We start from the raw sequence: 22,546 nt of genomic DNA on the forward strand, positions 1-22,546 counted from the left end.
AGCGGATGATGAAACAGAATGAGCAAGCCGTCATGTACACCTGTGACGGAAACGAAGCGGCTGCATATATTGCTTACCGGGTGAGTGAAGTCTGCGGTATCTATCCCATAACGCCATCTTCAACGATGGCCGAGTTTGCTGACCAGTGGGCGGCTGAAGACAAACCGAATATCTGGGGAAATATCCCGTTAATTGCGGAAATGCAGAGTGAAGGCGGTGCGGCAGGAACCGTACATGGCGCATTGCAGAGCGGGGCTCTGACCACAACCTTTACCGCATCGCAGGGGTTGATGCTGATGCTGCCGAATATGTATAAGATTGCCGGAGAACTGACTCCGGCGGTTTTCCACGTTGCAGCCCGTTCTCTGGCTGCGCAGGGGTTGTCTATCTTTGGTGATCATCAGGATGTAATGGCCGCAAGAGGAACCGGGTTTGCATTATTGGCCTCATCCTCTGTACAGGAAGCGCATGATATGGCGTTGATTGCTCACGCAGCGACCCTGCGTTCCCGTATCCCGTTTCTGCACTTTTTTGATGGTTTCCGGACATCGCATGAAGTGAATAAAATCAGTCTGATACCGGACAACGTCATACGTGAAATGATATCGGATCGTCTGGTCAGAGAGCACAGAGAGAGGGGATTGAGTCCGGATACGCCATTTATCCGTGGTACGGCACAGAATCCGGATGTCTATTTTCAGGGGCGGGAAACCGTTACTCCGTTTTATACGGCGACTCCGGATATCGTTCAGTCATGCATGGATCAGTTCGCCGGACTGGGTGGCAGACAATATCGGCTGATGGAGTACTCAGGTGCTGCTGATGCGGAATATGTCGTTATCATTATGGGCTCCGGAGCGGAAACGGTTAAAGAGACGGTGACTTATCTGACCGGGCAGGGACAAAAAGTCGGAGTCATTCAGGTTCATCTGTACCGGCCTCTGCCGGCAAAGGATTTACTGGAAGCGTTACCTGATACTGTAAAAGCGATTGCTGTGCTCGACCGGACAAAAGAGACGGGAGCAAATGGTGATCCTCTGTATCAGGACATATTAACGGCGTTGGTGGAACACGCTGAGCATTTTGCGCACCTTCCTAAAATCGTAGCCGGACGATATGGTTTGTCGAGCAAAGAATTTACACCGGCTATGGTTAAGGCCGTGTTTGATAATCTGCAGGGGCAGCCGGTGAAGCAGCATTTTACGCTCGGAATTATTGATGATGTCAGCCATTCGAACCTCAGTATTGATGAAGACTTTGATATCGAACCCACTGGGGTTGTCAGAGCCTTGTTCTACGGACTGGGAGCAGACGGAACCGTGGGAGCCAATAAAAACACCATAAAGATCATTGGCGAGGATCCTGATTTTTTTGCTCAGGGGTACTTTGTGTATGATTCGAAAAAATCCGGCTCACAGACGGAATCTCATCTTCGCTTTGGTCATCACCCTATCAACAGCCCGTATCTGATTCAGTCGGCCAACTTTATTGCCTGCCATCAGGAGACATTTACAGAGACAACCCATATGCTGGCTAAGGCCGCAGAAGGGGCGACTTTCCTGCTGAACAGTCCTGCCGCCAGAGACGTAGTCTGGGACACTCTGCCTGAGCGCCTGCAAAGTAAACTGATTGAAAAGCGGATGCACTTTTTTGTCATTGACGCTTACAAAGTTGCCCGGGAAACCGGTATGGGTAACCGGATAAATACCATTATGCAGACCTGCTTTTTTGCTCTGTCCGGGGTGATGGATAAAGATAAGGCCATCGGTAAGATCAAAAAAGCGATAGAAAAAACCTATGCCCGTAAAGGGGCAGAACTGATACGCAAAAATTTTGCTGCTGTGGATCAGGCTCTGGCGAATCTGTATCCGGTGGCTATCCCCGATTCGGTAGTCAATGGCCGGGAAGTGCGGTGTCCTGTACCGGAGCATGCGCCTGAGTTTGTGAAAAAAGTCACGGCGGAGATGATCAAAGGTAATGGCGACCGGATCCCTGTTTCTATGCTGCCGGTTGACGGAACTTATCCGTCGGGCACCAGTAAATGGGAGAAAAGAAATATTGCGCAGCGTATTCCTATCTGGGAAGCGGAAGACTGTATCCAGTGTGGTAACTGCAGCATGATTTGTCCGCACGCAGCCATCCGAGCTAAGTTCTACGATAAATCTCTGCTAAACCGTGCGCCTGAGGGATATCGATCTGCCGGAATATCGGCACGCGGCTTTCCTGATACCCGTTATACGTTGCAGGTATATGCAGAGGACTGTACGGGGTGTGGCTTATGTGTAGAAGCCTGTCCGGTGCAGACTCGAGGAGAAGAAGGATCGTCACGCAAGGCGATCAATATGGCGTTGAAAGCGCCTTACCTGCAGACAGAGAAAGACAATTTGCAGTTTTTTGAGACGATTCCGTATAACGACCGTTCCCGTGTCGATTTCTCCCATGTTCGGGGGGTACAGTTCCTTGAACCTCTGTTTGAATTTTCTGGTGCCTGTTCCGGCTGTGGTGAAACACCATACCTGAAACTCGTGTCTCAGCTGTTTGGTGACCGGTTAATGGTGGCGAATGCGACCGGTTGTTCGTCCATCTATGGGGGAAACCTTCCGACAACGCCATGGGCAAAAAACAGTGCAGGACGCGGGCCTGCCTGGTCAAACTCGCTGTTTGAAGATAATGCAGAATTCGGATTTGGTTTTCGTCTGGCGGCAGTAAAACAGAATGAGCTGGCAAAACAGTTGCTGATAGAGCAGCGAGAAGAACTGGAACCTTTACTGGTTGATCAGTTACTGCATGCACAGCAGATAACCGAATCGGATATTCAGGCGCAGATAACACGGGTGGAAAGGCTTAAGCAGCGGCTGAAAGCTATGGGTACAAATGCCGCACTGAACCTTATCTCCGTTGCTGATCAACTGATCCGGCGTTCGATCTGGATTGTCGGCGGTGATGGGTGGGCATACGACATTGATGCCGGAGGGCTGGACCATGTACTGGCCAGCGGAGCTGACGTTAATGTGCTGGTAATGGATACGGAAGTGTACTCCAATACCGGCGGTCAGATGTCGAAATCAACCCCGCTGGGTGCCGTCGCCAAGTTTGCTGCTGCCGGCAAGAATGCGAGCAAGAAGGATATTGCGTTGCAGGCTATTGCCTATAACAATGTCTATGTCGCCCGGATTGCGATTGGCGCAGATCCGCAGCAGGCTCTGTTTGCCATGCGGGAGGCTGAGGCATACCGGGGACCCTCACTGATCATTGCCTACAGCCACTGTATCGCTCACGGTATCAATATGAATGATGGCCTGCAGCAACAACTACTGGCTGTAAAATCCGGTCACTGGCCATTGTTCCGGTACAATCCGGCGCTGAGAGACGTCGGGAAAAATCCGTTCTCACTGGATACCCTGCGCCCTGTCATTCCTCTGCAAGAATACCGGATGAATGAAGCCAGATACCGCATTCTGTATGATACGGATCCGGTTGTAGCCAGACATGTACTGGCTCAGGCGCAGAAGGTCGCACAGCAGAAATGGCAGTTTTATGAAGAGCTGGCCACCAGACCGGATGGTGCCATTGCGCCACATATTGAGTAATACCAGACGGAAAAATCGGTAAAAAGAAAGGCGTAAAAACAAAAGGCCGGACAATATGCCCGGCCTCTTTTATTTATTGTGGCAGAGTAAAACATTATTGCAGTAAAGTAAAAAAACGAACGGAAACAAAAGCAAATTTCCGCGTAGTTACCACTTTTTCTTTGCGCCGAACAGGGCTTCCATATCGCTGGAACGTTCTTTTTCTTCCATTGCCAGCAATTCTTCGGCATTCTGATCTTTCTTGTTTTGATCCAGTTCACCCAGCATTGATGTCAGTTTATCTTTAGCCTGAATCGAGTAAGCATCATTTTTGGATGACAAAACATCAATCCCTTTTTTCAGCAACTGGCGAGCCGTACCAACCTGATTACGTACAACAGCTTCATTTGCACGTTTAATCACATTTTCAATATTGATACGGATCTGAATAGTTTCCAGACGGGCATTTTCTGTCACATAGGCCTGAGTATTAAAACGGCCTTTGTTATGTTCGCTGCGGATAGTATCCCGCAGGCGTTTTACCAGCTTCAGCATAATAATTGCCTGTTTATCGCTGCTGGGCACTTTGAATGTGGTACTTTCACCGCCGGTATAGGACTCTTTCAGCTGTTGGATCTGCATCTTCATATTCTCGACTCGCTGCGCCAGCTGCCGGTTTTTCGGATCCAGTTCCAGCATGCTTTCCAGTGCATCCAGTATGCGCTGATTCAGACAGACAAGCAGATCCAGACTGAAAGGCAGATGGTGAGCATTACCGATCAGATCTTCCGTAGCATCAATAATTGCCAGAAAGCGGGAGGCTTCCTGTTTTTTCATTGTCTCAATTCTGGTTTTGTATTGAAGCATAATGTTGTAGCCAATGATCAAAACAAAAAGCACAGCGACAAGTGCGATGATTAAACCAATACTCATATATAGTGACGTCTATAATTTTTTATTAAATGGCAGAAATAAGGATACACTATTATTTATCGTGTCTACACCCATGTTTATAACGTTTTCATTATTTCCCGTTGAATTTTCGTAAGTAATCTCAGATACGTGTTTCTGATCATGCCATGACCGGGTTTTTGAAGCCATAAGAATTGACCGGCTAGATTAATAATGAGACTCAGATTAGAAAATCGACAGAGAATGGAATCCATTTTCAAGAGGACTTGACTATATAAGTGAACATAATCACTGAACATACCTGTACAAGATTGACTATCATTTTATAAGATTAAGCGTTATAACTATTATTTATATGGAAGTTATTTATACCGAACCGACAAGTGTTAATGGGTATCAGAGCACGGGGGCATAATGAAATTACAGCAGCTCAAATATATCGTTGAGGTGGTGAACCATAACCTTAATGTATCGGCTACGGCAGAAAACCTGTATACATCACAACCGGGGATCAGTAAGCAGGTTCGTTTACTGGAAGATGAACTCGGGGTACAGATTTTCGAACGCAGCGGTAAGCACCTGACCCAAATTACGCCAGCCGGTGAAGATATTGTACGGATTTCCAGAGAAATACTGTCCAGGGTTGAGAGCATTAAGTCTGTTGCCGGTGAACATACCAACCCGGAAGCTGGTATTCTGAATATTTCTACGACCCATACTCAGGCTCGCTATGCTCTGCCAGATGTCATCAAAGGCTTTACCAAACGTTATCCGAAAGTCTCTCTGCACATGCATCAGGGGACGCCATCTCAGATGTCGGAAGCGGTTGCCAAAGGTACGGCTAATTTCGTGATTGCAACAGAGGCTTTGCACCTGTATCAGGATGTGGTGATGCTGCCCTGTTACCACTGGAATCGTTCTATTGTCGTGACACAGGATCATCCGCTGGCGAAAAAAGAGAACATTAGCATTGACGATCTGGCGGCGTATTCTCTGGTGACCTATGTGTTTGGTTTTACCGGACGCTCTCAACTGGATCAGGCCTTTAATAAAGCCGGACTAACGCCGAGAATCGTGTTTACGGCGACCGATGCCGACATCATTAAAACTTATGTTCGCATGGGCATTGGTGTTGGTGTGATTGCCAGCATGGCGGTAGATAGAGAACAGGATAAAGATCTGGTAGTGATCGACGCCAGTCATATTTTCGGTTCGAGTACCACCAGCATCGGATTCAGAAGAGGAACCTTTCTTCGCTCCTATATGTTTGATTTTATGGAACGTTTTGCACCACATCTGACCAGGCCGGTTATTGAACGAGCCATCGCACTGAAAAATAACGATGAAGTCGAAGAGATGTTTAAGGACATTGAGCTACCGATCCGGTGACGAGTGTACTGACTACACCGCGCGGAGTGCCTGCTCTGCGTCGGTATAGGTTAGGTCAAACGTTTCTGCTACGGCCTGACAGGTTACCATGCCATATATAACGTTCAGACCTTTCAGAAATCCTCTATCCTCCAGCAAAGCCCGCCGGTATCCTTTATCCGCCAGTGCAAGAATATAAGGCAGGGTAGCATTGTTCAGGGAATAGGTTGACGTTCTGGCAACCGCTCCGGGCATATTGGCGACACAGTAATGCACAATGTCATCAATGATGTAGGTCGGCTGAGCATGCGTAGTCGGTCGGGAGGTTTCAAAACAGCCTCCCTGATCAATGGCCACATCGACAAGAACGCTGCCGGGTTTCATTTGGCTGAGATGTCCGCGGGTGACCAGTCTGGGTGCGGCAGCCCCGGGGATAAGCACTGCACCGATAACTAGATCGGACTGAGGCAGATAGAGATCCAGCGCTTCACGGGTTGAGTATATTAGCCGGGCTTGTCCCTGAAATTCCTGATCCAATTTGCGTAATGTGTTGGTATCCCGGTCAAGTATTGTTACATCAGCCCGCAGCCCGATAGCCATTCTGGCCGCATTTGAGCCGACGACACCCCCCCCCAGAATCAGCACTCTGGCCGGTGCGACACCAGGAACACCACTCAATAGTATGCCTTTTCCACCGTGGGACTTTTCCAGTGACTGTGCACCGGATTGCACAGACATTCGCCCGGCAACTTCAGACATTGGCGCTAATAGTGGCAGTCCACCTATATTATCTGTTACAGTCTCATAGGCTATGCAGATGGCTTTACTCTTGATAAGCTCTTTTGTCTGTGGAAAATCTGGCGCAAGGTGCAAATAGGTGAATAAAATTTGTCCTTCGCGTAGCATAGCACGCTCTGCCGATTGAGGTTCTTTGACCTTTACAATCATGTCTGCTTTGGCGAATATGTCAGCAGCGGTAGGGAGAAGGGATGCACCTGCAGCGATGTAATCATCGTCTGAGAAACCGGAACCTGTTCCGGCACCGGTTTCAACATATACTTGGTGGCCGTGAGAGATAACTTCTCTGACGCTGGCTGGGATCATACCCACGCGGTATTCGTGGTTTTTGATTTCTTTTGGCACGCCGATGATCATCCTGACTCCTTATTGATATTGATTGTATGAGCTGTGTAGGGTGACTTGTCGAACTACTGTTTAGTATAGACGATATAAAAGTAACATTTTGATTTTTGAAAAATAACAGGTTGTAAAATATACAATTGCAAGGAAGTAATAAGGTGGAATAAAAATGACAGACGATTATACAAAACCGTCCAAGGAACTTGATCGTATTGATCGCAATATTCTTAATGAGCTGCAGAAAGACGGAAGAATTTCAAATGTGGAACTGTCCAAACGTGTCGGGCTGTCTCCAACACCTTGTCTGGAACGTGTTCGTCGGCTCGAACGTCAGGGATATATTACAGGCTATACCGCACTGCTTAATCCGCAGTATCTGGACGCATCACTCCTTGTGTTTGTAGAAATTACGCTGAACCGCGGGGCTCCGGATGTATTTGAACAATTTAATATTGCCGTACAGAAGCTGGATGATATTCAGGAGTGTCATCTGGTTTCGGGTGATTTCGACTACCTGCTGAAAACCCGCGTGTCCGATATGAGTGCATATCGCAGATTACTGGGTGATACTCTGTTGCGTCTTCCGGGAGTAAACGATACTCGTACTTATGTGGTGATGGAAGAAGTGAAGCAGACCAACCAGTTGGTGATTCAGACTCGTTAATCACTCAGAATAATCCGGTAATACAAGCAGGGATTAAGGATATCCGGATGATATTTATGTCAAATGCCTGTTAAGCTGTGATTCCGGCGCACCACATCGCCGGAAGAATAGGGTAAACTGGGATCAGGAATTCGGGCGGCTTTGGCCGCTCGGATTATTTCTATCAGATAAGAATACGTTAGTTGGTATATGTTCAGAGAGAACCAGGACAAGGTTGAGATAATCATTAACACCGGAGATCCCGAAAGCAGTCACCGTTTGAATGGTACTCAGAGACTGCGGGAGTGCTGTTTTATTGTCGGTTTTTTGGCTGCTATTCTGCTGGCTGTTGCACTGTACAGTTTTGATCCGGCCGACCCTTCATGGTCACAAACGGCCTGGGGAGGAACGGTTCAGAACGCCGGTGGGCGTATTGGTGCATGGACGGCAGATTCGCTGTTTTTTATTTTTGGCTCTCTGGCTTATCCGCTGCCGTTGATTGTGGCCGGAGCCGCCTGGATCTTTTTCCGTAAGCGAGGTGAGGATGAGCCACTTGATTTTATGCTCTGGGGAACCCGTTTTCTGGGGCTGGTTATTCTGCTACTGACCGGGTGTGGTCTGGCGGATCTCAACTTTGACGATATCTGGTACTTCTCTTCCGGTGGGGTGGTGGGGGATGTACTCACCAGTCTGGCGTTACCCTATCTTAATCTGCTTGGCAGCATCATTGTTTTTCTGTTTCTCTGGGGAGCGGGTTTTACTCTGCTGACCGGCATTTCCTGGCTGACGATTGTTGAGTGGATTGGCAACGGTGCTCTCAGACTTTCTGCCTGGATACTGAACAAGATCAGAGGCTCTGAGAAAGAGACACTGGAACCGGCACGTGAATCAATAACCGAAGAGCCTGTTATTGATGAGTCGGCAACGTCACCGGTGGTGAGCGAATGGCCGGAAGATGACACAGAAAAATCCACACCAGCACAGGCACAGACTGAAGCGGAACACTTACAGGCGCTGGAACATAACACTCACAGATACAATATTCACATGCCGGAAGCGATTGGCGATTTTCAGCAGTGGGAAGAAACGCAGTACTCCGGACAGGAAGAGCCTTCTGAACGAACCAGACAGCTGCACGCCACGATAGAAGAGCTGGAACGCTCGGCTCTGGAAGACGGGGATATGCCGTATGCACCGGTCACTGAGCCGGAAACCGGTTCGTCGGTTGGAAGCCTGCTTTCTGCGACAGACGCTGACATTGACCCTCAGCCGGTACTCTCTTCTTCTGTATTGGATCAGATAGCGGATGATGACCCGGCTCTGCAAAATGAACCGGTGATTTCCGATATCAGTGTTGTTGAACCGGATGAGCCGGTATCGGACATTCAGGCAGCAACAACCGGCGATCCGGATGTTGAGGCTTTCCGGAGTATGGTCAGTGACGCCCAGAAAAATATGGCAGGAGCACAAAATCCGTTTCTGATGAAGCGGGAAGAAGATCTGCCGGTACCCACGGCACCCTTGCCCACACTGGAATTACTCTATCATCCTGAGAAGCGTGAAAACCATATCGATCGTGCTGCTCTGGAAGAAATTGCCCGTCTGGTGGAAGCCAAACTGGCTGACTATAAAATCAAAGCCCGTGTTGTGGATATCTTCCCCGGGCCGGTTATTACTCGCTTTGAACTGGATCTGGCTCCGGGCGTTAAAGTCAGCCGGATTTCCAGCCTGTCTATGGACCTTGCCCGTTCGTTGTCAGCCATGGCGGTGCGGGTTGTGGAGGTGATTCCGGGTAAACCTTATGTCGGACTGGAATTACCGAACATGAGTCGTCAGACCGTGTATTTCTCTGATGTTGTTGGCAGTCCTCTGTTCCAGCAGGCCAAGTCACCGACGACGGTGGTAATGGGACAGGATATCGCCGGCGAAGCGGTGATTGCGGATATTGCCAAAATGCCGCATGTGCTGGTGGCCGGTACAACCGGATCGGGTAAATCGGTCGGTGTCAACGTTATGATCCTGAGTATGCTGTACAAAGCAAAACCGGAGGATCTGCGCTTTATCATGATCGACCCGAAAATGCTTGAGTTGTCAGTTTACGAAGGGATTCCGCATCTTCTGTCAGAAGTTGTGACCGACATGAAAGATGCTTCTAACGCACTGCGCTGGTGTGTGGGAGAGATGGAGCGTCGCTATAAGCTGATGTCAGTACTTGGGGTACGTAACCTCAAAGGTTTTAACGAGAAGCTGAAAATGGCCGCCGCCGCCGGACATCCGATTCATGATCCGCTATGGCAGCCGGGCGACAGTATGGATCAGGAACCGCCTCTGCTGGAGAAACTTCCGTACATCGTTGTGGTGGTTGATGAATTTGCTGATCTGATGATGGTGGTCGGGAAGAAAGTCGAGGAGCTGATTGCCCGTCTGGCGCAGAAAGCCCGAGCCGCTGGTATTCACCTTATTCTGGCAACACAGCGTCCGTCGGTGGATGTGATCACCGGTTTGATTAAAGCAAACATTCCGACTCGGGTAGCATTTACCGTTTCGACCAAAACCGATTCAAGAACCATTCTGGATCAGGGGGGGGCAGAATCGCTGCTGGGTATGGGGGATATGCTGTATCTGCCACCGGGTTCCAGCCATACTGTCCGGGTGCACGGTGCATTTGCATCGGATGATGATGTTCATGCCGTTGTTAACGACTGGAAAGCACGCGGTAAACCACAGTATATTGAGGATATTATCAGTGGTGACCAGACGCCGGATTCCCTGTTACCGGGCGAGCAGATGGAAGGGGACGATGAGATCGACCCGCTGTTCGATCAGGTCGTTGAGTTTGTGGTGGAAAGCCGCAGAGCATCAGTATCCGGTGTCCAGCGTCGTTTTAAGGTCGGTTATAATCGGGCTTCCCGCATTGTTGAACAGATGGAAGCTCAGGGCATTGTTACTGCACCGGGACATAATGGTAACCGGGAAGTTCTGGCACCAAAGCCTGCCAGAGATTAGGAAAGATAAGAAACAATATGAAAAAAGTATTATTAACACTTTTGTTCACCTCTATGGCTGCTTTGGCGGCTCCAAAAGATGAACTGAATACCCGTCTGGCAAAAAATAACGGATTCACCGCTGATTTTACTCAACAGGTAATCACCTCGGACAACGAAGTGATTCAGGAAGGAGAAGGGCATGTAGACATTGCCCGGCCGGGACTGTTCCGCTGGAGCACTCGGGTTCCGGACGAGAATGTGCTGGTTTCCGATGGTAAAACTCTCTGGTATTACAGTCCGTTTATCGAGCAGGTCACGATCTACTGGCAGGAACAGGCCATTGCACAAACGCCGTTTGTGCTGCTGACCCGTAACCGTGACAGTGACTGGGATAACTACATGATCAGTCAGGAAAACGAACGCTTTATCCTGACACCGACCGCACTTGATTCCAGTCAGGGACAATTTCAGATCGAGATTGATCGTGACGGCGTGGTCAAAGGGTTTACTGTGATCGAGCAGGACGGCCAGCGCAGCGAGTTTGTATTCAGTCATTTCAGCGCCGAAGTTCCTGCTGCCGAGCGTTTTACTTTTACCATTCCGGATGGAGTGGAAGTTGATGATCAGCGCGATTGATGCTGACAACGGCAAAAGCAGACAGGTGAGGCAGTTCGTGTGAGCAACTACAGTTTAGATTTTTCCGACGGCGAAGATTTTCGCCCGCTGGCGGCGAGAATGCGTCCGCTGACCGTGGAACAGTATGTCGGCCAGCAACATATTCTGGGTGAAGGTAAGCCTTTGCGCCGGGCACTGCTGGCGGGGCAGATCCATTCTATGATTCTCTGGGGGCCTCCGGGCACCGGAAAAACGACACTGGCCGAAGTCGCGGCTCACTATGCCAATGCCGAAGTGGAACGGGTCTCTGCGGTCACTTCCGGGGTAAAAGAAATCCGTGCCGCGATTGAAAAAGCGCGGGAAAACAAGCTGACAGGCCGCAGAACCATACTGTTTGTGGATGAGGTGCACCGGTTTAATAAAAGCCAGCAGGATGCCTTTTTGCCGCATATTGAAGACGGTACAGTGACCTTTATCGGCGCCACTACAGAAAACCCGTCCTTTGAACTGAATAACGCTCTGCTGTCCAGAGCAAGGGTATACAAACTGACGTCACTGACTGATGACGATATCCTGCATGTGGTGCATCAGGCTATTGAGGATAAGGAACGCGGACTCGGCAATATCACTGCTGATTTTCATGACAGTGTACTGGAGCGGCTGGCCGGTCTGGTCAGTGGTGATGCCCGGATGTCTCTGAACTATCTGGAACTACTGTATGATATGGCCGATGAGCAGGAAGGACGGAAACAGATCACCCTGCCGTTGCTGGCGGAAGTCGCCGGAGAAAAAGTAGCCCGCTTTGATAACAAAGGTGATATCTGGTACGACCTGATTTCAGCAGTGCATAAATCGATCCGGGGCTCAAATCCGGATGGCGCTCTGTACTGGTCTGCCCGAATGATCTCGGCAGGTTGCGATCCGCTGTATATTGCCCGCCGTTTACTTGCCATCGCATCAGAGGATATTGGTAATGCCGATCCCCGGGCTATGCAGGTTGCGTTGTCTGCATGGGATTGTTTTACCCGGGTTGGACCGGCAGAGGGCATCAGAGCAATTGCTCAGGCCGTGGTTTATCTGGCCTGTGCGCCGAAAAGTAATGCAGTGTATACCGCATGGGCGCAGGCGTTGCAGGATGCACAGAATCAGCCCGAGTATGAAGTGCCGCATCATCTGCGTAATGCACCAACCCGGCTGATGAAAGAGATGGGCTATGGAGCTGAATACCGTTATGCTCATGATGAGCCAGGTGCTTATGCCGCCGGAGAAAATTATTTTCCGCCGGAAATGGCTCATACCCGTTACTATTATCCGACCAACCGGGGTCTGGAGACGAAAATCGGCGAAAAGTTAGATTATCTCGCTTCGTTAGATACAAAAAGCCCGCAAAAGCGCTATGAAAACTAGTGTTTTTTGGATATCTTAACCCGAATTATTATTTTCAATAATGCGCTGGCTGTGCAACGCACTGGATTCAGCGCATTTTTTCACCAATCAAAAGCATAGGATTAGCAATGCTGGATTCTAAATTACTTCGCACTGAGCTGGATCAAACAGCTGAAAAACTGGCACGTCGTGGCTTTAAGCTGGACGTAGAGACAATTCGTCAACTTGAAGAGAACCGTAAATCGATTCAGGTAGAAGTTGAAAATTTACAATCCACACGCAACTCCATCTCCAAGCAAATCGGCCAGAAAATGGCGGAAGGCGACAAAGACGGTGCTGAAGAAATCAAAAAACAGATCGGCAACTTAGGTAACGAGCTGGATGCAAAAAAAGTGCAGCTGGCAGACGTTCAGGCGCAGATCGAAGAGATCGCCCTGTCAGTACCGAACGTGCCACACGATTCTGTGCCGGTCGGTAAAGATGAAGATGACAATGTGGAAATCACCCGTTGGGGCGAACCGAAATCGTATGATTTCGAACTGAAAGACCATGTTGACCTGGGTGAAATGGGTGACGGACTGGATTTTGCCAGTGCGACCAAAATTACCGGTGCACGTTTTATTGTGATGAAAGGGCAGTTTGCCCGTTTACACCGTGCCATTGCCCAGTTCATGCTGGATCTGCACACCGAGCAGCACGGTTATACCGAAATGTACATGCCGTATCTGGTGAATGCCGACAGTCTGTACGGCACGGGACAACTGCCGAAATTCGGTAAGGATCTTTTCCATACAGAACCCCTGGTAGAAAAAGCCAGTGATGAAGAGCCGCGTAGACTGTCTCTGATCCCGACGGCGGAAGTACCGGTAACCAATATGGTTCGTGACACCATCACGGATGAAGCGGATCTGCCTCTGAAAATGACGGCACATACCCCTTGTTTTCGTTCTGAAGCCGGGTCTTACGGGCGTGATACCCGTGGTTTGATCCGTATGCACCAGTTTGACAAAGTAGAGCTGGTTCAGATCACTAAGCCGGAAGACTCAATGGATGCTCTGGAAGAGCTGACCGGACATGCGGAAAAAGTGCTGCAGCTTCTGGAACTCCCATACCGCAAAGTTGTGCTGTGTACCGGTGATATGGGCTTCGGTGCATGTAAAACCTACGATCTTGAGGTATGGGTTCCGGCACAAGATACCTACCGTGAGATCTCTTCCTGCTCAAATATGTGGGATTTTCAGGCACGTCGTATGCAAGCCCGTTTCCGTCGTAAAGGCGAAAAGAAACCAGAGCTGGTACATACACTGAACGGTTCCGGTCTGGCGGTTGGTCGTACTATGGTTGCGATTCTGGAAAACAATCAGCAGGCTGACGGTCGTATCCAGATCCCTGAAGTACTGCGTAAGTACATGGGCGGACTGGAATTTATCGGCTGATAACCAGTAGAAAGAAAAATGCAGAGTGCTTGTCGCTTTGCATTTTTTTTATCAGGGAAGGCATTTTTGTATCAGGAAATGCTTTTTTGTATAAGGAAGCCGGATAACGGATGGATTTAGACAGTAGGGTGCAATGAAAAAACGAGTCCTTTTTCTGTGTACGGGGAATTCAGCCCGCTCCCAGCTGGCTGAAGCCCTGTTTAATGCTGTGTGCAGCAGCGATTTCGAAGCCAGCAGTGCCGGAGTGCATCCGACAGAGGTTGACCCCAGAGTATTTGATATCCTGCGTCAGGATGGTATCGATACCTCCGGGCTGACAAGCAAATCATCCGAACGTTATGTGAGTGAACATTTTGATTTCGTGATCACCTTGTGTGAGAACGCAAAAGACGAATGCGCCGTTTTTGACGATGCTGATGCACAGATCCACTGGGATTTTTTTGATCCCAAACCGCTGGACGGGCTGGAGCCGTTTCGTCTGGTGGCCGAAGGCCTGAAAGATCGCATTGCCCTGTTTTTACTATTGAACGGGCATGAAGCCGAAAATACGGTTGCACCGACTCTGTTGTTTAAGGTGATGAGTGATCCCTTGCGGCTGAAAATTCTGATGTTGCTGGAAGACGAAGCGTCACTGACCGTTACCGACATGACGGAAGCTCTGGGTGTTAGTCAGCCCAAAGTGTCACGCCATCTGGCTTTGCTACGTGACGGCGGTTTTCTGCAGGATAGAAGAGAGGGGCTGTGGATCTTCTATCGTCTGGCGGATCATCTGCCGGTCTGGATCCGCCACACACTGGAAACCGTACGCAACGGTAACCCGGCTATCATCAATCAGGAAAAACTGAATCTGAAACTTGCGGGTAAGAGAAAGGGTTGAACCTGAAGATGGTGCGATTTGCATCAATTGTAGCAATATACTACACTCTTGTTATCATATAGTGCGGGGGAAATATTATGGCTACTACAAGCGTACGTATCGATCAGGAGCTGTTTGATAAAGCGGCGATTATGGCGAAAGCATTAAACCGAACAACGCCAAAGCAGATTGAGCACTGGGCGAAAATCGGTGAGATGATGGAAGATAATCCTGATTTACCGTACGAGTTTGTAAAACAAGCGGTTATCGCGAAAGCGGAGAAAGAAGCTGGTAAATTAGAGGAATACACCTTTGACTAAAGTCATAAAGGTTCTTCAAACGCCAACTTTTAAAAAGGCGGTTAAGAAGCTTCATAAAAACCAGAAATTGGATCTGGATATCGCGATCCGAGATCTATTGATTGACCCATATTTGGGTGAGCAGAAGAAAGGCGATCTTGCCTTTCTTCGAGTTTACAAGTTTAAGATGGTTAAACAATTGACTTTGCTCGGCTATAGCTATGAAGATGGTACAGTGACACTAGAATTAGTGGCATTGGGGACACATGAAAATTTCTACCGTGATATGAAAAAACGCTACTGAGCAAAACAGTCTTCCTCTTTCAGCACGGTTTCAACCGCATCGACCAGACGCCGGATATGTTCCGGCTGACTGATAAATGGCGGCATCATATAGATCAAACGGCCGAATGGCCTAATCCAGACACCGAGATCAATAAATCGTTTCTGAATGACTTCCATATTGACCGGACGGTGTGTTTCTACCACACCGATCGCACCCAGCCAGCGGGTATGTTTTACCTGTTCATAACGGTTCAGTCCGGGCAGTAAATCGGCAAACTGCTGTTCGATCGCTCTGGTCTGCGCTTTCCATTCGCCTTTTTCGATCAATTCCAGACTGGCTGTCGCCACGGCACATGCCAGAGGGTTGCCCATAAATGTCGGCCCGTGCATAAAGCATCCGGCTTCCCCCCCGCACACCGTATCGGCAACAACTTTACTGGTCAGGGTGGCAGAAAGAGTCATATAGCCTCCGGTCAGTGCCTTACCGACACAGAGAATATCCGGCTGTATTCCGGCATGTTCACAGGCAAACAGCTCACCCGTCCGGCCGAATCCGGTTGCAATCTCGTCCAGAATAAGCAGTACCCCATAGCGGTCACATAAGGCACGAACCTGCTTCAGAAATTCCGGATGATAGATCCGCATGCCACCTGCACCCTGAACAACCGGCTCCAGGATCACGGCGGCAATATGTGCGTGATGGGCCGCTATCTTCTGCTCAAAATCCGCCATATCATCCGGCTGCCACTGATCCCGGAACCCGCATTCCGGAGAACGAGCAAATATATGCTCAGGCAGAAAACCCTTATACAGACTGTGCATTGAATTATCCGGGTCAGTAACCGACATCGCGGCGAATGTATCTCCGTGATAGCCGTGGCTGAGCGTCAGAAACTTAGGCCGGGATTCCCCACGGGCATGCCAGTACTGCAGTGCCATTTTCAGTGCGACTTCAACCGCCACCGATCCGGAATCGGCCAGAAATACGTGCTGCAGATTCTCCGGCGCAAGCGCAAGCAGCTTTTTACAGACGTTAATTGCGGGCTGATGGGTAATCCCGCCGAACATCACATGTGCCATGGCATCAATCTGCCGGTGAGCAGCCGCATTAAGATGCGGGTGGTTATAACCGTGGATAGCAGACCACCAGGAAGACATACCGTCGATAAGGCACTTACCGTCTTCCAGCTCGATAAACACGCCACTGGCCTGACTGACCGGATAGCAGGTCAGAGGGGCCAGTGTTGAGGTATAAGGGTGCCAGATGTGCTGCCGATCAAATTCCAGATCCATAAAACTGCCTTTTGATTAATATTTGCTCAATTGTAAACTTTAATGCATTTAGAATTGTTGACAGTGTAAAGGGTATGCTTACAATAGCCAAGTATCAAATCAACAAATAATGAAAGGATTTACACTTGGAAGCTCGTCATCACTGGACTGTAGAAGAAGTTCGCACACTTTTAGATAAACCGTTCATGGATCTGCTGTTTGAAGCACAGACGGTTCATCGCCAGCATCAGCAGCATAACTATGTTCAGGTCAGTACGCTGCTTTCCATTAAAACCGGTGCTTGCCCGGAAGACTGTAAATATTGTCCGCAGAGTGCTCACTACAGAACGGATGTGGAAAAAGAGCGCCTGATGGAAGTGGAGCAGGTACTGAACGCCGCGCAAAAAGCAAAAGATTCCGGCTCGACCCGCTTCTGTATGGGAGCCGCGTGGAAAAACCCGAAAGAGCGTGATATGCCGCATCTTAAGAATATGATCAAAGGCGTCAAAGAGATGGGGCTTGAGACCTGCATGACCCTGGGAATGCTGACCCCGGATCAGGCCAACGAACTGGCGGAGGCCGGGCTGGATTTCTATAACCACAACCTTGATACCTCACCGGAGTTTTACGGCAACATTATTACTACCCGAACCTATCAGGATCGTCTGGATACGCTGTCTCATGTGCGCGATGCCGGAATGAAGATATGTTCCGGCGGCATTATCGGCATGGGGGAAAGCATTTCTGACCGGGCAGGACTGCTGACGGAACTGGCTAATTTACCGACTCATCCGGAGAGTGTGCCTATCAATATGCTGGTGAAAGTAAAAGGCACACCGCTGGAAAATGAAGAAGATGTTGAGCCATTTGATTTCATCCGTCTGATTGCCGCTGCCCGTATTATGATGCCGGACTCCGCAGTACGCTTGTCTGCCGGACGGGAAAATATGAATGAACAGATGCAGGCACTCTGCTTTATGGCCGGAGCAAATTCGATTTTCTACGGCTGCAAACTGCTGACCACACCGAATCCGGCAGAAGACAAAGATATGCAATTATTAGCGAAGTTGGGTATAAACCGGGCCGATGTCGTACAGAAACCGGATCAGATTCAGGAAACAGAACTGATGGAACAGGTAATCGAACGGGTTATTGCCCGTCCTGCTGCGGATGATCTTTTCTATGATGCCGGCGTTTAATCAGCGTATTCGTTCTGCTCTGTCGGCAAGAGAACAGCAGGGACTGACCCGCCGTTTATCGGTACTGAAGGGCGGAAATCAGCCACAGTTTGAACTGGACGGACGGTGCTACTGTAATTTTTCCAGCAATGATTATCTGGGGATGGCGACCGAACCGGAGCTGGTGACTGCATGGAAAGACGGGCTGGACAGATACGGTTCCGGAAGCGGAGCCTCTCCTTTGGTGACCGGTTTTTCTCCGGCACATCAGATGCTGGAAGATGTGCTGTGTCAGTGGCTGGGTTATGACAGAGCCATTCTGTTCAATTCCGGCTTCAGTGCCAATCAGGCTCTGCTGTTTACGCTACCGGATAAACAGGATTTGCTGTTGCAGGATAAGCTGAATCACGCCTCTCTGATGGAAGCGGGTATGCTTTCTCCGGCACCAATGCAGCGTTTCAGACATAATGATGTTGTTCATCTGGAAACCCTGCTGTCGCAACCGGCTCTGGTGGTGACCGAAGGCGTGTTTAGTATGGATGGCGATACCTCGCCGCTGGCAGAATTAAAAAACGTGTGTGACCGCAGCGCAAGTTGGCTGATGGTGGACGATGCCCACGGTATTGGTGTGCTGGGTCATGGCGGACGGGGCAGTTGTTGTGTTGCAGGTATCAAACCTCAGCTTTTGATCGTCACTTTCGGCAAAGGGTTCGGGATGTCGGGAGCCGCGGTATTGTGTGACAGCAGCACCGGTGATTATCTGACTCAGTTTGCCCGTCATCATGTCTATTCTACGGCAATGCCTCCGGCACAGGCACATGCACTGACCACCGCGGCGCAGATGATCCGTACTCAACAGTGGCGTCGTGATCATCTGGCAGAGTTACAGTCTGTCTACGCCGAGAGACTGAGTGGCCTGCACGGATATATTGCGACACAAACCCCCATCAAACCATTTATCTGCGGCAGTACCGAAGCCGCTCTGACCATGGCCGGCGCACTGAAAGCGCAGGGATTCTGGGCAACGGCCATTCGTCCGCCGACCGTTGCCCCGGGTCGTTCGCGGATCCGGATCACGCTGACGGCGGCTCATACCCGGGAGCAGGTGACACAACTGACGACTGCCATCATGCAGGTGATGGAGAAACATTATGCTTGATCAGGCTCTGGCGGGATATAAAACCGATGCTTTCTGCCCGAAAGCCGCAATAGCTGAGGCATTTGGTAAAGCCGCACAACACTATGATCAACACGCGCAGTTTCAGCGTGATGTCGGGACACTGCTGCTGGCGATGTTACCGCAGACACTGGAGGGGCTAAAGGTACTGGATATCGGTTGCGGAACCGGTTATTTCTCGCAACAGCTTGCTGAACGCGGAGCAAGGGTAACGGCTGCCGATTTGTCACCGGCGATGCTGAAGGAGGCGAGAAACCGGTGTGGTCACTGTATTCAGGATTACCGACAGGCCGATGCCGAGTCGCTGCCGTTTCCGGATCAGACGTTTGATCTGGTTTTTTCCAGTCTGGCACTGCAGTGGTGTCATGATTTAGCGGTCCCTCTGCGGGAGCTGCGGCGGGTAACTCGCTCCGGCGGACGGATCCTTTTCTCGATTCTGATGGACGGTTCTCTGGAAGAACTGAAACAGGCATGGGCGAAAATTGATACACATCAACACGTTAATCAGTTTCTTTCCCGTAAGGAGATAAATATTGCGTTAGCGCAATCTAGCTCTGACAAGCATCACTTAGACTTGCGTGCTATCAGAGTCTGGTACTCATCGGCATTTGAGCTGATGCGGGATCTGAAAGGGATAGGAGCCAATTATGTCAATGGGCGTTCACACGGCTTGACCGGAAGACGTGCGCTGTTGAATGTTGAGCATGAGTACCAGCGGTTTAAAAACAACATGGGGTTATTACCCGCAACTTATCAGGTTTGTTTAGGGGCAATCGAATTATGATTAAGGCTTTTTTTATTGCTGGCACCGATACCGAGGTTGGGAAGACCGTTGTATCGAAAGCGATATTACAGGCACTGGCAGCACGGGAGTTGTCAACCATTGGCTATAAACCGGTGGCTGCCGGGTGCAAAGAAACGGAACAGGGCATGTGCAATTCCGATGCGCTGCATCTGCAGCAGGCGGCAACCTGTGACATTCCTTACGCTGATGTGAATCCGTATGCGTTGCTGCTGCCCACCTCTCCGCATATTGCGGCCCGGGAAGAGGGGGTGGAGATTGATTTTTCACTGCTGAGCCGGAAGCTGGCAGAGCACAAACAGAATGCTGATGTGGTACTGGTAGAGGGCGCGGGTGGCTGGCGGGTTCCGGTATCAGATACCGAGGGGCTTTCCTCCTGGGTTCAGCAGGAAAAACTGCCGGTTATTCTGGTGGTCGGCATTAAGCTCGGTTGTCTGAGCCATGCTCTGTTAACGGCAGAAGCTATCCGCAACGACGGACTGGAACTTGTCGGCTGGGTAGCAAACCGCATTAACCCCGGTACAGAACACTATGCGGATATTATCGACACACTGGAGTCGAGGATGCCGGCACCCAAGATGGGTGAAATCCCGTATGTACCCAGCGTAAAACGACGTGATATCGGTAAATATATTGATATTTCACCAGTTGTGGATGGGTAATCGCTGCATTTCTATATCCTTTTTTAATGAGTTATAACTAGCCTAATGACCAGTAAACGGGTCGTTAAGTTAGTTATTTCGAAGTGGTAAGGCTCTTGGGAATCAGTCGGTTTGATCAAGAGCCATCTCGACTTGATATTGAAAAAGAAACTTTGAGAAAACGGAAAAGTTATCATCCAAAAAAAGGGGAGGGTAAGTGTTAAGAAGGAAGCAATAGGCAATGATTGCCAAGTCAGCGTTAGCAATTTTACCTACGAGTTACAATTAATCGGTCGGGAATTTTTGCTTCTGGTGAAGTACTCGCATGATACGAATGATGGAGCCTTCTACCCAGTAAGAAACAACCATGGAGATCTCCGGAATCACTAGGAGACGTCCTCGAACTCCATTACGCTGAACCCCCATTAACGGTTGTTCCAATAAGTTTTCTATCTTTGCTTCAATAAGATTATCGGTTTTTTCGGCAGCATCAGGGTTAAAATTGTAAAGATACGCATAGATCTTTTCACGATCATTCAGGGACTCTTCTTCCCATAAAATCATTGCTTACCCCGGCTACGAATTTTAGCTTTGCGCTCAGTCATTCGTGATTTGGCTGAGCTGTGATCGACAAAGGTTGCTTTTCCTGAGTCAAATTTATCAAAAGCCAGGTTTACTTGTTCTGTTAACCAAACGTCATGAGATAATGCTTTACGTTGTTGTTCCGCCAGTTGCTCAGTAAGTTCTCGGCAAGCATCGCTAAGAGTGCGACCTTGGCTCTCAGACATTTGTTGGGCTAAGCGTTTTGTTTCTTCATCAACACGAAATTGTATTCTGGTGTCCATGAGTTGCTCCTAAATAAGTGTGCGTACAAATGTTAGCACTGGTAATAGATAAAGGCAACTAACCGAAGGTCTGACTGACGAGTCGGCATGATCTCTTCAGAACAATTGTTTCAAATTGTTATTACCCTCTTGTATTCCTCATTCCAGCCTATATTTTAAGGGTATAGCGTTCTGGAGGAAAAACGATAATGAAACGAATTATGCTCTTCTTGGGAACAAACCTGGCCGTTGTTTTTGTGCTGAGTATTGTCCTGAATATTATCTATGCAACCACGGGATTACAGCCGGGCAGCCTGAACGGCCTGCTGGTGGTGGCGTTACTGTTCGGTTTTGGCGGTTCTTTTATTTCACTGTTGCTCTCGAAAAAGATGGCGCTTGCCTCTGTTGGCGGTCAGGTTATTGAGAGTCCGCGTAACGAGACCGAACACTGGCTGCTGGAAACCGTTCGCCGGCAGTCGCAAAAGGCCGGTATAGGGATGCCGACAGTAGCAATCTATCATGCGCCGGACATGAATGCGTTTGCCACAGGGGCGAAGCGGGATGATTCGCTGGTCGCTGTATCCAGCGGTCTGCTGCATAACATGACCCGTGATGAAGCGGAAGCCGTGCTGGCGCATGAGATCAGTCATATTGCTAATGGTGATATGGTGACCATGACCCTGCTGCAGGGCGTGGTGAATACCTTTGTGATTTTTCTGTCACGCTTTATTGCCAACATTCTTTCGGCGCGTGATGAGGAAGAGGGGGGCGGTACCAGCTTTATGGCGTATTTTGCCATCTCCATGTTCCTTGAACTGGTGCTTGGTTTTCTCGCCAGCTTTATCACTATGTGGTACAGCCGTCGTCGTGAATACTATGCCGATGCCGGAGCAGCAAGTCTGGTCGGTAAGCATAAGATGATAGCGGCTCTTGAACGTCTGAAAATCAGTTATGAACCACAGCTGGAAGGTTCCATGATGGCATTCGGTATCAATGGTAAAAGTACCATGATGCAACTGCTGATGAGCCATCCGCCACTGGATAAGCGTATTGCTGCGTTAAGAAATAGTTAGTCTGGCTGAATAAAGCTAACCTGCGTCCGTCTCTGTACAGAACACCTGTCCCTGTACAGAACACAGAAACGGACGCGGGTTAG

Annotated in this window: 20 protein-coding genes; 15 read left to right on the forward strand and 5 right to left on the reverse strand. The window is 49.4% G+C overall.

Going from position 1 to position 22,546, the window contains the following annotated elements; translation table 11 throughout:
• Window positions 1-8: 8 nt before the first annotated feature.
• A complete protein-coding gene (nifJ, locus tag CSW98_RS00470; protein ID WP_198517244.1) occupies window positions 9-3,590 on the forward strand; it encodes a pyruvate:ferredoxin (flavodoxin) oxidoreductase in 3,582 nt (1,193 codons plus the stop codon).
• 147 nt (window positions 3,591-3,737) lie between these two features.
• Here the strand turns inward: nifJ and CSW98_RS00475 are convergent, their stop codons facing one another.
• Window positions 3,738-4,502, reverse strand: coding sequence for a DNA repair protein (locus CSW98_RS00475; protein ID WP_100798486.1), 765 nt, complete (start codon window positions 4,500-4,502; stop codon window positions 3,738-3,740).
• A gap of 393 nt (window positions 4,503-4,895) precedes the next feature.
• On the opposite strand from CSW98_RS00475, the gene cysB reads away from it, so the two are divergent.
• Window positions 4,896-5,870, forward strand: coding sequence for an HTH-type transcriptional regulator CysB (cysB, locus tag CSW98_RS00480; RefSeq protein ID WP_100798487.1), 975 nt, complete (start codon window positions 4,896-4,898; stop codon window positions 5,868-5,870).
• A gap of 12 nt (window positions 5,871-5,882) precedes the next feature.
• On the opposite strand, the gene ald is transcribed toward cysB, so the two are convergent.
• The gene (gene ald / locus CSW98_RS00485) at window positions 5,883-7,004 is read right to left on the reverse strand and encodes an alanine dehydrogenase (protein WP_100798488.1); all 1,122 of its coding nucleotides are present in this window, start codon (window positions 7,002-7,004) and stop codon (window positions 5,883-5,885) included.
• A 154-nt stretch (window positions 7,005-7,158) separates the two neighbouring features.
• On the opposite strand from ald, the gene lrp reads away from it, so the two are divergent.
• The 8 genes from lrp (at window position 7,159) to CSW98_RS00525 (ending at window position 15,515) form a co-directional block, all read left to right on the forward strand.
• Window positions 7,159-7,653: a leucine-responsive transcriptional regulator Lrp gene (lrp, locus tag CSW98_RS00490; RefSeq protein ID WP_100798489.1), complete on the forward strand. Its 495-nt coding sequence runs from the start codon at window positions 7,159-7,161 to the stop codon at window positions 7,651-7,653.
• A gap of 189 nt (window positions 7,654-7,842) precedes the next feature.
• Window positions 7,843-10,638 carry a DNA translocase FtsK gene (locus tag CSW98_RS00495; RefSeq protein WP_100798490.1) on the forward strand — a complete coding sequence of 932 codons (2,796 nt, stop codon included), beginning with the start codon at window positions 7,843-7,845 and terminating at the stop codon, window positions 10,636-10,638.
• 17 nt (window positions 10,639-10,655) lie between these two features.
• Window positions 10,656-11,255, forward strand: coding sequence for an outer membrane lipoprotein periplasmic chaperone LolA (lolA, locus tag CSW98_RS00500; protein WP_100798491.1), 600 nt, complete (start codon window positions 10,656-10,658; stop codon window positions 11,253-11,255).
• 39 nt (window positions 11,256-11,294) lie between these two features.
• Window positions 11,295-12,641, forward strand: coding sequence for a replication-associated recombination protein A (locus CSW98_RS00505; RefSeq protein WP_100798492.1), 1,347 nt, complete (start codon window positions 11,295-11,297; stop codon window positions 12,639-12,641).
• Window positions 12,642-12,748: 107 nt separating this feature from the next.
• On the forward strand, window positions 12,749-14,056 hold the full coding sequence (gene serS / locus CSW98_RS00510; RefSeq protein WP_100798493.1) for a serine--tRNA ligase: 1,308 nt from the start codon (window positions 12,749-12,751) through the stop codon (window positions 14,054-14,056).
• 133 nt (window positions 14,057-14,189) lie between these two features.
• Window positions 14,190-14,933 carry a metalloregulator ArsR/SmtB family transcription factor gene (locus CSW98_RS00515; RefSeq protein WP_100798494.1) on the forward strand — a complete coding sequence of 248 codons (744 nt, stop codon included), beginning with the start codon at window positions 14,190-14,192 and terminating at the stop codon, window positions 14,931-14,933.
• Between the two features lie 77 nt (window positions 14,934-15,010).
• On the forward strand, window positions 15,011-15,232 hold the full coding sequence (locus CSW98_RS00520) for a TA system antitoxin ParD family protein (RefSeq protein WP_100798495.1): 222 nt from the start codon (window positions 15,011-15,013) through the stop codon (window positions 15,230-15,232).
• Entirely contained in the window at window positions 15,225-15,515 is a 291-nt protein-coding gene (locus tag CSW98_RS00525) for a type II toxin-antitoxin system RelE/ParE family toxin (protein WP_100798496.1), read from the forward strand. Before CSW98_RS00520 ends, CSW98_RS00525 begins: the two co-directional genes overlap by 8 nt.
• Here the strand turns inward: CSW98_RS00525 and bioA are convergent.
• Complete coding sequence (gene bioA / locus CSW98_RS00530; RefSeq protein ID WP_100798497.1) at window positions 15,509-16,789, reverse strand: adenosylmethionine--8-amino-7-oxononanoate transaminase; 1,281 nt, start codon at window positions 16,787-16,789, stop codon at window positions 15,509-15,511. The two genes, CSW98_RS00525 and bioA, sit on opposite strands and share 7 nt — an antisense overlap.
• A 125-nt stretch (window positions 16,790-16,914) precedes the next feature.
• Here bioA and bioB point away from each other — a divergent pair, with 125 nt between their 5' ends.
• From bioB to bioD, 4 genes are read left to right on the forward strand one after another with little or no spacing between them, the layout of a single operon-like run.
• Complete coding sequence (gene bioB, locus CSW98_RS00535) at window positions 16,915-17,967, forward strand: biotin synthase BioB (RefSeq protein ID WP_100798498.1); 1,053 nt, start codon at window positions 16,915-16,917, stop codon at window positions 17,965-17,967.
• Window positions 17,954-19,105 carry an 8-amino-7-oxononanoate synthase gene (bioF, locus tag CSW98_RS00540; RefSeq protein WP_198517265.1) on the forward strand — a complete coding sequence of 384 codons (1,152 nt, stop codon included), beginning with the start codon at window positions 17,954-17,956 and terminating at the stop codon, window positions 19,103-19,105. Before bioB ends, bioF begins: the two co-directional genes overlap by 14 nt.
• Complete coding sequence (gene bioC / locus CSW98_RS00545; RefSeq protein WP_100798500.1) at window positions 19,098-19,907, forward strand: malonyl-ACP O-methyltransferase BioC; 810 nt, start codon at window positions 19,098-19,100, stop codon at window positions 19,905-19,907. The genes bioF and bioC overlap by 8 nt, the downstream gene beginning before the upstream one ends.
• Window positions 19,883-20,587 (forward strand): dethiobiotin synthase, encoded by a 705-nt coding sequence (gene bioD, locus CSW98_RS00550; protein WP_198517245.1) that lies wholly within the window; start codon window positions 19,883-19,885, stop codon window positions 20,585-20,587. The genes bioC and bioD overlap by 25 nt, the downstream gene beginning before the upstream one ends.
• Before the next feature lie 264 nt (window positions 20,588-20,851).
• On the opposite strand, the gene CSW98_RS00555 is transcribed toward bioD, so the two are convergent.
• Window positions 20,852-21,130: a type II toxin-antitoxin system RelE/ParE family toxin gene (locus tag CSW98_RS00555; RefSeq protein WP_100798502.1), complete on the reverse strand. Its 279-nt coding sequence runs from the start codon at window positions 21,128-21,130 to the stop codon at window positions 20,852-20,854.
• A complete protein-coding gene (locus tag CSW98_RS00560) occupies window positions 21,127-21,411 on the reverse strand; it encodes a type II toxin-antitoxin system RelB/DinJ family antitoxin (protein ID WP_100798503.1) in 285 nt (94 codons plus the stop codon). The genes CSW98_RS00555 and CSW98_RS00560 overlap by 4 nt, the downstream gene beginning before the upstream one ends.
• Before the next feature lie 188 nt (window positions 21,412-21,599).
• On the opposite strand from CSW98_RS00560, the gene htpX reads away from it, so the two are divergent.
• A complete protein-coding gene (htpX, locus tag CSW98_RS00565) occupies window positions 21,600-22,463 on the forward strand; it encodes a protease HtpX (protein WP_100798504.1) in 864 nt (287 codons plus the stop codon).
• Window positions 22,464-22,546: the final 83 nt, after the last annotated feature.

This window comes from Vibrio sp. HA2012 (assembly GCF_002812955.1).
Taxonomy (GTDB): Bacteria; Pseudomonadota; Gammaproteobacteria; order Enterobacterales; family Vibrionaceae; genus Vibrio.